This is a genomic window from Kitasatospora sp. GAS1066B (assembly GCF_041262605.1).
Classification (GTDB): domain Bacteria; phylum Actinomycetota; class Actinomycetes; order Streptomycetales; family Streptomycetaceae; genus Kitasatospora.
This window is the reverse complement of the sequence record NZ_JBGCCO010000018.1, coordinates 1-13565: the sequence shown is the minus strand read 5'-3', so window position 1 is coordinate 13565 and position 13565 is coordinate 1. Positions and strand designations below refer to the sequence as shown.

Annotated in this window: 12 protein-coding genes, 2 rRNA genes and 1 pseudogene; 3 read left to right on the top strand and 12 right to left on the bottom strand. The window is 74.1% G+C overall.

The annotated features are described in order from the left end of the window. Positions 1-33: 33 nt before the first annotated feature. Positions 34-1767, bottom strand: a complete 1734-nt coding sequence (gene recN, locus ABH937_RS20860) for a DNA repair protein RecN (RefSeq protein ID WP_370219128.1) — start codon at positions 1765-1767, stop codon at positions 34-36. Between the two features lie 75 nt (positions 1768-1842). Next, entirely contained in the window at positions 1843-2472 is a 630-nt protein-coding gene (locus ABH937_RS20855; RefSeq protein ID WP_370219059.1) for a YitT family protein, read from the bottom strand. 134 nt (positions 2473-2606) lie between these two features. Here ABH937_RS20855 and ABH937_RS20850 point away from each other — a divergent pair, with 134 nt between their 5' ends. Further along, a complete protein-coding gene (locus tag ABH937_RS20850; protein WP_370219058.1) occupies positions 2607-4103 on the top strand; it encodes a PLP-dependent aminotransferase family protein in 1497 nt (498 codons plus the stop codon). A 28-nt stretch (positions 4104-4131) separates the two neighbouring features. Here ABH937_RS20850 and ABH937_RS20845 read toward each other — a convergent pair whose 3' ends face one another. The 4 genes from ABH937_RS20845 to ABH937_RS20830 form a co-directional block, all read right to left on the bottom strand. Continuing rightward, positions 4132-5031: an NAD kinase gene (locus ABH937_RS20845; protein ID WP_280690621.1), complete on the bottom strand. Its 900-nt coding sequence runs from the start codon at positions 5029-5031 to the stop codon at positions 4132-4134. A 92-nt stretch (positions 5032-5123) separates the two neighbouring features. Next, on the bottom strand, positions 5124-5930 hold the full coding sequence (locus ABH937_RS20840; RefSeq protein WP_280690641.1) for a TlyA family RNA methyltransferase: 807 nt from the start codon (positions 5928-5930) through the stop codon (positions 5124-5126). 52 nt (positions 5931-5982) lie between these two features. Next, positions 5983-6213: a hypothetical protein gene (locus tag ABH937_RS20835; protein WP_370219057.1), complete on the bottom strand. Its 231-nt coding sequence runs from the start codon at positions 6211-6213 to the stop codon at positions 5983-5985. Next, positions 6206-6982, bottom strand: a complete 777-nt coding sequence (locus ABH937_RS20830; RefSeq protein WP_370219056.1) for a hypothetical protein — start codon at positions 6980-6982, stop codon at positions 6206-6208. Before ABH937_RS20830 ends, ABH937_RS20835 begins: the two co-directional genes overlap by 8 nt. A gap of 146 nt (positions 6983-7128) precedes the next feature. Here ABH937_RS20830 and ABH937_RS20825 point away from each other — a divergent pair, with 146 nt between their 5' ends. Beyond that, positions 7129-7476: a sterol-binding protein gene (locus ABH937_RS20825; RefSeq protein ID WP_280690624.1), complete on the top strand. Its 348-nt coding sequence runs from the start codon at positions 7129-7131 to the stop codon at positions 7474-7476. Positions 7477-7521: 45 nt separating this feature from the next. On the opposite strand, the gene ABH937_RS20820 is transcribed toward ABH937_RS20825, so the two are convergent. Next, the gene (locus ABH937_RS20820) at positions 7522-8556 is read right to left on the bottom strand and encodes an HAD-IIA family hydrolase (protein WP_280690625.1); all 1035 of its coding nucleotides are present in this window, start codon (positions 8554-8556) and stop codon (positions 7522-7524) included. Then, a complete protein-coding gene (locus ABH937_RS20815) occupies positions 8553-9089 on the bottom strand; it encodes a tetratricopeptide repeat protein (RefSeq protein ID WP_370219055.1) in 537 nt (178 codons plus the stop codon). The genes ABH937_RS20820 and ABH937_RS20815 overlap by 4 nt, the downstream gene beginning before the upstream one ends. 358 nt (positions 9090-9447) lie before the next feature. Here ABH937_RS20815 and ABH937_RS20810 point away from each other — a divergent pair, with 358 nt between their 5' ends. Beyond that, a complete protein-coding gene (locus ABH937_RS20810) occupies positions 9448-10827 on the top strand; it encodes a DUF1015 domain-containing protein (protein ID WP_280690627.1) in 1380 nt (459 codons plus the stop codon). Positions 10828-10921: 94 nt separating this feature from the next. On the opposite strand, the gene ABH937_RS20805 is transcribed toward ABH937_RS20810, so the two are convergent. The 4 genes and pseudogenes from ABH937_RS20805 to ABH937_RS20790 form a co-directional block, all read right to left on the bottom strand. Then, positions 10922-11818, bottom strand: coding sequence for a hypothetical protein (locus ABH937_RS20805; protein WP_370219127.1), 897 nt, complete (start codon positions 11816-11818; stop codon positions 10922-10924). A gap of 288 nt (positions 11819-12106) precedes the next feature. After that, a pseudogene (locus ABH937_RS20800) lies at positions 12107-12892 on the bottom strand (hypothetical protein); the annotation flags it as partial. A gap of 328 nt (positions 12893-13220) precedes the next feature. Beyond that, positions 13221-13337: ribosomal RNA gene (gene rrf / locus ABH937_RS20795) — 5S ribosomal RNA — on the bottom strand. Positions 13338-13472: 135 nt separating this feature from the next. Then, positions 13473-13565: ribosomal RNA gene (locus ABH937_RS20790) — 23S ribosomal RNA — on the bottom strand; the annotation flags it as partial.

Sequence of the window (13565 nt, the reverse complement as noted above, 5' to 3'; positions counted from 1 at the left end):
GGGGCTCTTGGACAGTCGGCGCCACGGCGAGGCTCAGGCCTGCCTGGGTCCGCGCGCGGCGGCGAGCAGTTCCTCGGCGTGCGCCCGGCCCAGTTCGGAGTCCTCCAGACCGGCCAGCATCCGGGACAGTTCGCGTACCCGCTCCTCGTCACTGAGAGTCTTGACGCCACTGCGGGTGACCGTGCCGTCGTTGGTCTTCTCGACCACCAGGTGCCGGTCCGCGAAGGCGGCGACCTGCGGCAGGTGGGTGACCACCACGACCTGCGCGGTGCGGGCCAGCTTGGCCAGCCGCCGGCCGATCTCGACGGCCGCCTTGCCGCCGACGCCCGCGTCCACCTCGTCGAAGAGGTAGGTGGGCACCGGGTCGGAGGCGGCGAAGACCACCTCGACGGCGAGCATCACCCGGGAGAGTTCACCGCCGGAGGCACCCTTGGCGATCGGGCGCGGGGCGGCACCCGGGTGCGGGGCGAGCAGCACCTCGACCTCGTCCACACCGTGCGAGCCGTAGCCGACGGTGCGGCCGTCCAGTTCCAGGCCCTGCGGGTCGTCGATCCAGGTCAGGTCGAAGGTGACCTTGGCGTGCGGCATGGCGAGCTCGGTCAGCTCGGCCGAGACCGCCTGCGCGAACCGGCCGGCGGCGGCCTGCCGGGCGGCGGAGACCTCGGCGGCCAGCGCGGCCAACTCGCCGCGCAGCTCGGCCTCCTCGGCGGCCAGCTCCTCGATCCGGTCGTCGTCGCCGTCCAGCTCGGCCAGCCGCAGCGCGCCCTGTTCGGCCCAGGCGACCACCTCGGCCGTGCCGCCCTCGGCGCTGCCGTACTTGCGCAGCAGCACGGCCAGCACCGCGCGGCGCTCCTCGACGGCCGCCAGCCGCACCGGGTCGGCGTCCAGGTCGTCGGCGTACATCGCGAGGTCGCCGGCCACGTCGGCGAACAGGTAGCCGACCTCGGCGAGGCGGTCGGCGAGGGTGGCCAGGCGCTCGTCGTGGCCGCGCACGCCGTCCAGCGCACGCCGCGCCTGGCTGAGCAGGGTGCCGGCGTCCAGCGTGTCGGGGTCGGCCGGGTCACCGGCCAGCGCCGCGTGCGCGAGCGCGGCGGCCGAGGAGAGCGCGTCGGCGTGGCCCAGCCGCTCGGCCTCGGCGGCCAGCTCGGTCTCCTCGCCGGCCACCGGCTCGGCGGCGGCCACCTCCTCCAGGCCGAAGCGCAGCAGGTCCGCCTCCTGGGCCCGTTCCCGGGCCCGGGTGGTCAGTTCGGCGAGCGTGTCGGCGACCTCGCGCAGCCGTCGGTAGCAGGCCCGGTAGCGGGCCAGCGGCTCGGCCAGCGCCTCGCCGGCGTAGCGGTCCAGCGCGCCGCGCTGGCGGGCCGGGCGCAGCAGGCGCTGCTGGTCGCTCTGGCCGTGCACCGCGATCAGGTCCTCGCCCAGCTCGGCGAGCAGCCCCACCGGCACCGAGCGGCCACCGACGTGCGCACGCGAACGGCCCTCGGCCGAGACCGTGCGGCTGATCAGCAGCGCGCCGTCGTCCAGTTCGGCGCCGGCCTCCAGCGCGCGGGCCGCCGCCGCGGAGCCGGCCGGCAGGTCGAGGCGGCCCTCCACCACGGCCCGCTCCGCACCCCCGCGGACCAGCGCGGGATCGGCCCGCCCGCCCAGCAGCAGACCGAGGCTGGTCACCACCATGGTCTTGCCCGCGCCGGTCTCACCGGTCACGACGGTGAAGCCGGGTGCCAGCTCCACCACCGCGTCGTCGATGACACCAAGATCCCGTATCCGCATCTCGTCCAACACGGAGACGACCTTACGAGACCCCGGCCCCGGCGCGCGACGAGCCCGGGCCCCACGGCCCGAAGTTCATTCCTTCCGGGCCTCTCGCTCGGGAACGGTGCAGTGGCGCAGGAAGAACTGTGTCAGCGGGCCGATCGCCAGTGCGTAGGCGACCGTCCCCACCCCCGCCCGGCCGCCGAGCAGCACGCCGACCAGCAGCACCGTCAGCTCCAGGCCGGTGCGCAGCAGGCGCACCGATCGGCCCGTGCGCTGGTGCAGGCCGGTCATCAGTCCGTCGCGCGGGCCCGGGCCGAGCCGGGCGCCGATGTAGAGGCCGGTGGCCAGCCCGTTGAGCACGATCCCGGCGGCCAGCAGCGCGATCTGCGGCAACAGGCCGTGCGGGGCCGGCAGCAGCGCGTCGCTGCCGTCCATCGCGACGCCGAGCACCAGCACGTTGCCGATGGTGCCCAGGCCGGGGCGCTGGCGCAGGGGAATCCAGAGCAGCAGCACGGCCAGCCCGGTCAGGTTGACCACGGTCCCGATGCTCAGCCCGAGCCGGGCGGCCACTCCCTGGTGGAACACGCCCCACGGCGACTGGCCGAGCCCGGCGCGGTAGGCCAGGCCCATGCTGACGCCGTAGAGCAGCAGGCCGGCGAGGAGCTGGGGCAGCCGCCGCCCGAGGGCCGCACTGTCGCGGGGCAGGACGAGGATCGCCATCGAGGGCTCCTTACTGATGGTGCGTGTCGCTGATGGTGCGTCGCCCCCCTGGGACCGAGCGGGCCGCTCTGCCATCATGGGAAGTCCACTCACCTGCCTGGCAGGTCCAATTCGACTCAAGTGGACTGATCAGCGTGTATGACTGGCAGAGCACCGTCACCCCACTCGCGCTGGCCCGCCTGCTGCGCACCACCCGCACACCCCGGGCCACGAGCGAGCGCCACCCCGCCTACCGGGTGCTGGCCGGCCAGGTCCGCCGGCTGATCAGCGAGGGCCGGCTGCCGGTCGGCACCCGGCTGCCCGCCGAACGTGAGCTGGCCGCCACCCTCGAGCTGAGCCGCACCACCATCGCCACCGCCTACGAGACGCTGCGCGCCGAGGGCTACCTGCACAGCCGCCGCGGCTCGGGCAGTTGGACGGCGCTGCCAGCCGGCAGCGCGCCACCCGCCGACGCGCTCTTCCCGCTGCCGCCCGACTCCCACGGACAGGTGATCGACCTGGGCGCCGCCTCGCCCGCCGCACCGCACCCGCTGCTCGCCGAGGCCGCCGCCCGCGCGGTGGAGCAGTTGCCGGCCTACGCCGCCGGCCACGGCAACTACCCGACCGGCGTCCCGGTGCTGCGCGAGGTGGTGGCCCAGCGGTTCACCGCGCGCGGCCTGCCCACCACCCCCGACCAGATCCTGATCACCACCGGCGCGATGAGCGCGCTCGACCTGCTGCGGCGGGCACTGCTGCGGCGCGGCGACCGGGTGGCCGTCGAGTCACCCAGCTACCCGCACGTGCTGCGGGCGCTGCGGGAGGGCGAGGCCCGGCTGGTGCCCGTCCCGCAACACCGGCCCGCAGGGCCCGAGCACCTGCCGTGCTGGGACCTGGACGACTGGCGCCAAGTGCTGCGCGGGGCGAACCCGCGGCTGGCCTACCTGATCCCCGACTTCCACAACCCGACCGGCGCGCTGATCGGCGAGGACCAGCGCCGCGAGCTGCTGGCCGCCGCACGGGCCGCCGGGACGACGGTGCTGGCCGACGAGACGATGGCGGAGCTGGCCTGGGGCACCGAACGGCTGCCCCGGCCGATGGCCGCGCTGGACCGGGCGGCGCAGGTGGTCACCGTGGGCTCGGCCAGCAAGCTGATCTGGGGCGGCCTGCGGGTCGGCTGGATCCGGGCCGCGCCCGCACTGGTCCGCCAGCTGGCCGCCGACCGGATCCACACCGACTCCGGCACGCCGGTGCTGGACCAGCTGATCTGCGCCACCCTGCTCGGCGAACGGTTCGCCGAGGTCCACGACCACCGCCTGGCCGACCTGCGCGAGAGCACGGCGGCGCTGCTCCCGGCGCTGCGCGAGCGGCTGCCGCAGTGGCGGTTCGCCGAGCCGATCGGCGGGATGACGCTCTGGATCGACACCGCGGGTGTGTCCGGCGCGGCACTCTCCCGAGCCGGCGAGCAGGTCGGCCTGCGGATCGCGGCGGGCTCCCGGTTCGGGGCGGACGGCGCCTTCGAGGCCTTCGTCCGGCTCCCGCTGACCGTGCCCGGCACGGCCGCCGCCGAGGCCGCCCGGCGGCTGGCGGCGGCCGTCGCGGCGGCCGAGCGGGACCGGTACGGCGCCCCGCCGGTGGAGACGCCGACCGTGTAGCGGGTGCGCCGACCGTGCGGCGGGTGGCTCAGCAGCGCGAGCGGCCGCGCCAACCCGTCACCGGCAGCGCGAACTTGGCCACCAGCCGGTCGGTGAACGGCGCCTGGTGCAGCCGGGCCAGCCGGACCGGGACCTGCCCGCGCCGGACCTCCACCCGGGCGCCGGCCGGCAGCTCGAAGGAGCGCCGCCCGTCGCACCAGAGCACCCCGTGCGGTGTCTTGGGCTGCACCTCCACCGCGAGCACCGAGTTCGGCGAGGTCACCAGCGGACGGGCGAACAGCGCGTGCGCGCTGATCGGCACCATCAGCAGCGCCTCCACCTCCGGCCAGACCACCGGACCGCCGCCGGAGAAGGCGTAGGCGGTCGAACCGGTCGGCGTCGAGAGGACCACCCCGTCACAGCCGAAGTTGGAGACCGGGCGGCCGTCCACCTCGGTGACCACCTCCAGCATCCGCTCCCGGGCCGCCTTCTCCACCGAGGCCTCGTTCAGCGCCCAGTCCTCGTGCACCACCTCGCCGTCGGTGCGGACCAGCACGTCGAGGGTCATCCGCTCCTCGACCTCGTACGTCTTGTCCACCACCCGCTCGACCACCACGGCCAGGTCGTCGCGCTCCGCCTCGGCCAGGAACCCGACCCGGCCCAGGTTGATGCCCAGCATCGGCAGCCCGGTGTCCCGGGCCAGCTCGGCGCCGCGCAGCAGCGTGCCGTCACCGCCCGCCACCAGGATCAGCTCGCAGCCGTCCGCCGCGCCGTGGCCCGCCTGCACGGTCTCCACCCCGTCGGGCAGGTCGAGGTCCACCGCCTCGGCGGCCAGCAGTCTGATCCTGATCCCCGCCTTCAGCAGGCCCTCGACCAGCTGCTCGACGCTGCGCAACGCGGCCTCCCGACCGGTGTGCGCGATCAGGAAGACCGTCCGTCCCTCGCTCAATGCCCTCTCCCTACGTCCACCGGGTCACCTTTGGCCCTGGACCGGTCCCCCCGCTGTTGCGGCGCCGGCCTCGACGCACCTGTCCCGGCAGCCTAGCGGGGACCCTCGGCCACAGCCCGGTCCGCCTCGGCCGGATCAAGTCGCGGTGCGTCACGCCGGAGCCACAGGAAGTACTCGACGTTACCTGACGGCCCCGGCAGCGGGCTGGCCGTCACCGCCCGCACTCCCAGCCCCGACTCCCAGGCCTGCCCGGCCACTTGACGGACCATCTCGGCGCGCAGCTGCGGGCTGCGGACCACCCCGCCGCTGCCCAGGCGCTCCTTGCCGATCTCGAACTGCGGCTTGACCATCAGCACCAGGTCGGCGTCCGGCGCCGCGCAGGAGGCCAGCGCCGGCAGCACCAGACCGAGCGAGATGAAGGAGAGGTCGCCGACCACCAGGTCGACCGGCGTACCGCCGATCAGCTCCAGGGTCAGCTCGCGCACGTTGGTGCGGTCCATCACGGTCACCCGGTCGTCGCTCTGCAGCGACCAGGCCAGCTGGCCGTAGCCGACGTCGACGGCCAGCACCCCGGCGGCGCCGGCCCGCAGCAGGACGTCGGTGAAACCGCCGGTGGACGCGCCCGCGTCGAGCGCCCGCCGGCCCTCGACCACCAGGCCCTGCGGCACGAAGGCGCTGAACGCGCCGGCCAGCTTGTGGCCGCCGCGCGAGACGTAGTCCGGGTCGTTCTCGTCCTTGGCGACCACCACGGCCGCGGCGGTCTCCACCTGGGTGGCGGGCTTGGTCGCGGTGGCGCCGCCGACGCTCACCCGGCCGGCCGCGATCAGCTCGCTGGCGTGCTCGCGGGAGCGGGCCAGATTGCGGCGGACCAGCTCTGCGTCGAGTCGGCGTCGTGCCACTGCCACGGGTGGTTCAGCTCCTAGTCGTCTGTCCAGCTGTCCGGCTGGCTGTCTAGCTGTCGTCGAGGGTGGTGAGGATGGTGCTCAGGGTCTGCTGAACATTTTCGTACACGCCCGCATGCGCCGTGACGGGCACCCCGTCGAGCTCGACCAGCCGCGCCAGGGCGGCGTCGACCTCGGGGTGGCCGGTCGGGTCGAGGGCGACGCCGAGCGGCTCGGGTCCCGGCTCCCACAGGTGCGCGGGTTCGGGCGCGGCGGCGGGCTCGACCGGGTCCTCAGGCATCGGCGTCGCCCGGGTGGGGAGCGGGGGTGGCCTTCTTGGTGGTCTTCCTCGCGGGGGTGGCCTTCTTGGCGGGGGCCGCCTTCTTGGCCGTCGTCTTCTTGGCCGTCGTCTTGTTCGCGGCAGCGGGCTCCTTGGCGGTGGCCGTCTTCTTCGTGGCAGCGCTCGTCTTCGCCGGGCTCTGCTCCGCCGAGCTCTTCTTCGCGGCCGCCTTCCGCGGTGTGGGCGTCCGCTTCACCACCGGCGGTACGTCCGGCTCCGCGGCCGTCGCCCACCCCGCGTCCTCCTGGGTCGCGGACCACTCCTGCTCCGGCTCCCAGTCCGCCGCGAACAGCCCCTCGGCCCGACCGGCCCTGGGAGTCGACTCGGTCGACGTCTCGCGCTGCTCACGCGCGGCGCCGTCCCCAGCGGCCTCCTCACCCTCCAGGCCGCGCAGCTTGCCCTCCAGATAGGCGAGCACCACGCCGACCTTCACCACCTGGTCGCCGAGCTTGCCCACCCGCTCGACCGCCTTCTCCGCCTCCGCCCGGGCCAGGCCGACCGCCAGGTCGACACCGCCCCGGCCGACCGTCACGGCCTCCTGGACCAGCGTCTCCAGCCGCTGGACCGCGGGCGGGACCTGCGTCGTCACCGTGCGCTCGACCGTCTCCAGGTCCACCCCGGCCCGCTCCAGCAGCTCCGCCGCCGTCCCCAGCACCCGCTTGCCGGCCGCCTCCGCGAGCCCGGCGGCCAATTCCACGTATCCCCGGTATCCCCGAAGCAACTGCCGCATCTCCCGGTGCCTCCTCCACGCCGTCGTCTGCCCGGAAAAGACGCTACCGCCTCCACCCACCGGCGCGCGGCAGCAGTGGGCGTCCGGCCCAGCCGCCTCAGCCGGTACCGTGTCCCGGACACCCCCTGACCCCGGAGGGCGAGGACATGGCCGACACCGAGGAGTGCCGCGCGGCGCTGGAGCTGCTCAGCCAGAACCTGGCGCAGGCGAACGGAAACGTCCGCGAGGCGGCCGCGGTGGACCGCTCGCTCAGCTGCTGGCTCACCGACCTGGACCTGACCTTCACCGGCATCCTGCGCGGCGGCCGGATCGAGGAGCTCTCCCACGCCTCCGGAGCGCCCGCCGAGAAGGCCGCGATCCGGCTCACCATGACCAGTGACGACCTGGTGGCCCTGGTCAACGGCCGGTTGAACTTCGCCAGTGCCTGGGCCGGCGGCCGGGTCAGGCTGGAGGCGGGCTTCCGCGACCTGCTCCGGCTGCGCACCCTGCTCTGACCCGTCGGCGCGTCGACCCGTGGACCCGTAGCCCCCGACCAGCCGTCAGAAGCCGAGCTCGGCCAGTGCCTTGCGTCCGTCCGCCGGCTCCCCGGTGCGGTCCAGCTCCGCCCAGGCCGCCGCGCACAGCGCCCGCAGCCCGTCGTAGCCGTCCGCGTCCGCGTCACCCTCGCCGCCGACCCTCAGCTCACCGTCGACCACCGCGGCCCACTGGCCACGGCATCCGAAGCCGCCCTCCGCCCGGGCCGTCACCGCCGGGTGCGGCTCGAGCAGCCCGCGCAGGTCGGCGGCCAGGTAGGTCGGGCGATGCTGGACCGGCGCCGCGAGCAGCTGCCCGGGCGTGGCGACACCGGTGAAGACCAGCAGGCTGTCCACCCCGCCGTTGTGGGCGCCCTCGATGTCGGTGTCCAGCCGGTCGCCGACCACCAACGGCCGCTTCGCGCCGGTCCGCAGCACCGTCTCGCGGTGCATCGGCGGCTGCGGCTTGCCCGCCACCTGCGGCTCGGCCCCGGTCGCGGCGCGGACGGCGGCCACCAGCGTGCCGTTGCCGGGGGCGACCCCGCGCGCGGTCGGAATCGACATGTCGGTGTTGGACGCCACCCAGGGCAGCCCCGTCGCCACCGCGTACGAGGCCTCGGCCAGCCGCTCCCAGCCCACCGAGGGGTCGAAGCCCTGCACCACGGCCGCCGGCCCGTCGGCCAGCGAGTCCACCGCCACCAGGCCGCGCTCGGCCAGCGCCTCGACCAGCCCGGCCCCGCCGACGACCAGCACCTTCGCGCCCGCCGGCAGCTGGTCGGCGAGCAGCCGGGCGGCCGCCTGGGCGGAGTTGATCACATCTGCCGGCTCGGCCGGGACGCCCAGCTCGGTGAGGTGCGCCGCGACCGCCCGGGGCGGCCGGGAGGCGTTGTTGGTGACGTACGCGAGCCGCATGCCCGCCGCGCGGGCCGAGTCGAGCGACTCCACCGCGTGCGCGATCGCACCCGGCCCGGCGTAGACCACCCCGTCGAGGTCGAGCAGCGCGGTGTCGTACGCCGCCGTCAGCGGCTGGTCGCTGTGGCCCGGGAGCTGCGTGTCCGTCATGCCTGATCTTCCCCATCGTTCGACCCGTCGGTGCGCTGCAGCGGCGGCCGGTGACCGGGCGTGCCCGGCAGCGGCGGCCCCCACTTGCCCGCCCGGGCCGCCAGGGTGGCCCGGGTCTGGCGCAGCGCCGCCCGGTAGTGCTCGGCCTGCGGTCGCATCGCCACCGCGAGCGCCAGGTGCTCGGCCGAGGTCTCGAAGTCGCCGAGTCGGGCGGCCGCGATCCCCCAGCCGAACTGAGCGTAGTCGTCCGACGGATCGGCCTGGGCCACGGCCCGGAAGTTCCGCACCGCCGCCGCGTACGAGCCGGCGTCGAACTGGGCCCTGGCCAGCATCTCCCGGATGCTCTTGGAGTCGGGTTCGGCCGCCGCCGCCCAGGCCAGCAGCTGCTCGGCCGCCGCCGGGTGCCCGTCGGCCAGCAGCCGCTCCCCGCGCCGGAACCAGTCGTACACGTCCCCCAGCGGCGCCCCGTCACCACCGCCGGTCGCCGGACCCTCGCCCGCCCCGCCCGCGGCCTGCCCCTGTCCACCACTCATGCCCGACCTCGCTTCGCTCGTCCTTGGTGCGTGCCTCATCGCCTCATCGCGGACCGCGCCGACCGTCCGCGAAATGTCGGAACAACCTCGTTCCCCGATACCTTTCCCAGGTTTGATCTCCGCCACCGCTTGGCGAAGAGACCGAAGTACGGACTGAAACGGCTGTTTCCGTTCCTCGCAACCCGCGAGCCACTCGGCAGCCGGCCCGCGGAAACTAAGCTGTCAACTCTTAAGGCGCCGACCACGGCGTGCACCACCCCCGCACGACCAGCTGTCCGGCGTCCCACGTCCCGGTCCGATGATCCGACGACCCATTTCTCTCTGGCCCACCAAGCCGGAGCCCGACGGGAGAGATCTGATGAGTGCACCCAGTGCCGGAAGCGGCGCGACGCCTCCGCCGAGCGGCCCCGGCGACCCCGGGCACGTCGCCACGGCCGGGCTGTCCCTGTCGCCCTTCCGCGGCCTGCGCTACGTCCCCGAACGGGTCGGCACCCTCGCCGCCGTCACCTCCCCGCCGTACGACGTGGTGGATCCCCATCGCCGGCTCAGCCTGGAGACCGCCGACCCGCACAACGTGGTCCGGCTGATCCTGCCGCGCCCCGAGCCGGACGACACCGGCGAGCGCGCCGACCGCGACACCCGCTACCGGCACGCCGCGCGGCTGCTCGACAGCTGGCTGCGCGAGGGCGTGCTGGCCCCCGACCCGCAGCCCGCGCTCTACGTCTACGAGCAGCGCACCGCCGCCGACAGCCCCTCCGGCGCGTTGCTGCAGCGCGGCCTGATCGGCGCCCTGGCGGTCAGCGGCCAGGAGGGCGCGGTGGTGCTGCCGCACGAGGACGTGATGCCCCGCCCGGTCGCCGACCGGGTCGGCCTGATGCGCACCACCCGGGCCAACCTGGAACCGCTGCTGCTCACCTACCGGGGCAAGGGGCCGGCCGCCGCCGTGATCGAGCGGACCGTGACGAGCGAGCCGCTGCTCACCACCACCACCTCCGACGGCACCCGGCACCGCCTGTGGGCCGTCACCGACCCGACCGAGCTGGCCGAGGTCTCCCGCGACCTGGCCACCTGCCGGGCGCTGATCGCCGACGGCCACCACCGCTGGGAGATGTACCTGCGGCTGCAGCGCGAGCACCGCCACCTGCCGTTCAGCCCGTGGGACCGCGGCATGGTGCTGCTGGTCGACACCGCCCGCTACCCGCTGCGGGTGCGGGCCATCCACCGGGTGCTCTACCGCCTCCCGCCGCAGCGCGCGCTCGACGCGCTCACCACCGCCGAGGACGGCTGGCGACTCAGCCGGCTCGACGGCGATCTCAACGCCGCGCTGGCCGCGCTCGCCGAGGCCAAGCGCTCGGGCGAGAACGCCTTCGTGCTGACCGGCGGCGACTCGACCTACCACCTGCTCACCGGGCCCGACGAGGCGCTGCTCAACACCACGGTGCCCAAGGACAAGCCCGAGGAGTGGCGGCACCTGGACGCCACGGTGCTGCACGCCACCCTGCTGGAGCACGTCTGGCAGGTCCCCGACGGCCCCGACGACATCGGCTACCTGCACGCCGCCGTGGCCGCCGAGCGCGAGGCCGCCCGCAGCGGCGGCACCGCGGTGCTGCTGCACCCGGTCGACGAGGGCGTGGTCCGCCGGCTCGCCGAGCAAGGGGTCACCATGCCCCGGAAGTCCACCTCCTTCGGCCCCAAGCCGGCCAGCGGCCTGGTGCTGCGGAGCCTGGAACTGGGCTGAGCCCGAAGCAGGAAAGGGAGGAGGCTCCCGCCCTGTTGGGCGGGAGCCTCCTCCCTTCGTTCAGCTCGTTCGGCTGTCGTGCTCGACGATCAGATCAGTCGCGCTCGTCCCGCTCGCGCATGGCCCGGCCGATCTCGGCCTCGTCGGCCTCCTCCATCTCCAGGTCGTCCTCGTCGTAGTACTCCTCGACGTCCTCGTCGTCCTCGAAGATGACCTCGTTCTCGCCGTCGTCGTGGGCCAGCCGGGCCGCGCGCGGCGCCGGACGCTCCTCCTCGGAGTCGAGCTCGCGCTCCTCCTCCTCGGCCGCCTCCGGGTCCAGGGCGTCGACGAACTCCAGCCCGTCGATCTCGGCGAGCCGCTCGGAGGCGTTGGTGCTGCCCTCCGGGTCGGCTTCGGCGGCCTTGGCGAACCAGTCACGCGCCTCGTCGGCCCGGTCCGCCGCGATCAGCGCATCGGCGTAGGCGTAGCGCAGGCGGGCGGTCCACGGGTGAACCGCGTTGGAGGCCAGCTCCGGGCTCTGCAGGGTGACCACGGCGGCGTCGAACTGCCCCAGGTCGGCGCGGGCACCGGCCGTGACCAGCCGCATCTCGACCTGGCCCGCCTTGTCCAGCTGCTTCACCTCGGGCTCGCCGGCCATCGCCAGCGCCCGCTCCGGACGGCCCAGACCGCGCTCGCAGTCGGCCATCACCGGCCACAGGTCGGCCCGGCCGGTCATCCGGCGCGAGGCGCGGAACTCGGTCAGCGCCTCGGAGTAACGCTGGGTCATGTAGGAGGCGAAGCCGGCCGCCTCACGGACCGAAGCGACGCGGGAGGCCAGCCGCAGCGCGACCCGCGAGTACTTGTAGGCCTCCTCCGGCTCGGTGTCGAGCAGCCGGGCGACCATCACCAGGTTGCGCGCCACGTCGTCGGCCAGCGTCTTCGGCAGGCTCTTCAGCTCCTGGCGCACATCCGCGTCGATCTCGTTCCCGGTGACGTCCTCGGGGATCGCCATCCGGTGCACCGGCTCCTGGTTGCCGCGACGGTCGTCGAAGCCCCCGTGGCCCCGGTCATCGCGACGCCCCTCGAAGCGGCCACCCCGGCTCTCGTACGACCGGCCACCCCGGTCACCGGCCGGCCGGCCACCCTCACGACGGAACCCGCCACGGTCGCCACCGGAGGGACGGTCGCCGTAGGAAGGACGGTCGCCGCCGCGGTACCCACCACCGGACGGGCGGTCGCCGTGGGACGGACGGTCGTCACGACGGAACCCACCACGGTCACCACCCGAGGGACGGTCACCGTAGGACGGACGCTCCTCGCGACGGAAACCGCCACGGTCACCACCCGACGGACGGTCGTCCCGGCGGAAGCCACCGCGGTCGCCGCCCGAGGGACGGTCGCGGTCACCGTAGGACGGACGGTCATCACGACGGAACCCACCACGGTCGCCACCGGACGGACGGTCGTCCCGGCGGAAGCCACCGCGGTCGCCGCCCGAGGGACGGTCGCGGTCACCGTAGGACGGACGGTCATCGCGACGGAACCCACCACGGTCACCACCGGACGGACGGTCGCCGTAGGACGGACGGTCGCCCCCGCGGTACCCGCCACGGTCGCCACCGGACGGACGGTCGTCACGACGGAAGCCTCCCCGGTCGCCACCCGAGGGACGGTCGCCGTAGGACGGACGGTCGCCCCCGCGGTACCCACCACGGTCGCCACCGGACGGACGGTCGCCGTAGGACGGACGGTCATCACGACGGAACCCGCCACGGTCGCCGCCCGAGGGACGGTCGTCACGGCGGAAGCCACCACGGTCACCGCCGGACGGACGGTCGCCACCGCGGTACCCACCACGGTCGCCACCGGACGGACGGTCGCGGTCGCCGTAGGACGGACGGTCATCACGGCGGAACCCACCGCGGTCGCCGCCCGAGGGACGGTCACCGTAGGACGGACGGTCGCCCCCGCGGTACCCACCGCGATCGCCACCGGACTGTCGGTCGCGGTCGCCGGAGGGGCGGTCGTCACGACGGTAACCACCACGGTCGCCACCGGAGGGACGGTCGCCACGGTCGTCCCGGCGCGGGCCGCGGTCGTTCGACCAACCGCCGCGAGAACGGGGCTCATGGCCTCGGCCATCGTCAGATCGACGATCGGGGCGGTCCTGGGGCGGGTTCGGCATCGCGGTGACTCCTGTCTACATCATCAGCTGCGCCACGGGTCGGGCATCGCGTACACCCGCCGCGGCAGAGTGCCGGCCGTAGGCCAGGCACCATCTCCATTGTCAAGCATCAGCACCCGACCCGCGCTTGGGGAAGCAGTGGAGCTGAGCGGGCGGAGCTTGATCGTTCGCGGAAAACAAAAAGGCCGTGGCCCCAGCTCATCGCTGGGGCCACGGCCTATGAAGAATTGTTCGGCGGCGTCCTACTCTCCCACAGGGTCCCCCCTGCAGTACCATCGGCGCTATGAGGCTTAGCTTCCGGGTTCGGAATATAACCGGGCGTTTCCCTCACGCTATGACCACCGAAACCCTATCGGGTATTCAGCGAACACACTTTTCAGTTGATAAGTGCTTCTACTTCGGTAGAGCCGAAAAATCGACTCAGTGTTCGCCGGCGATAGCTGTTCGCTACCCGGGAACCACACAGTGAACGCGAGCGTCTGAGGACAAGCCCTCGGCCTATTAGTACCGGTCAGCTCCACCCCTTACGAGGCTTCCACATCCGGCCTATCAACCCAGTCGTCTACTGGGAGCC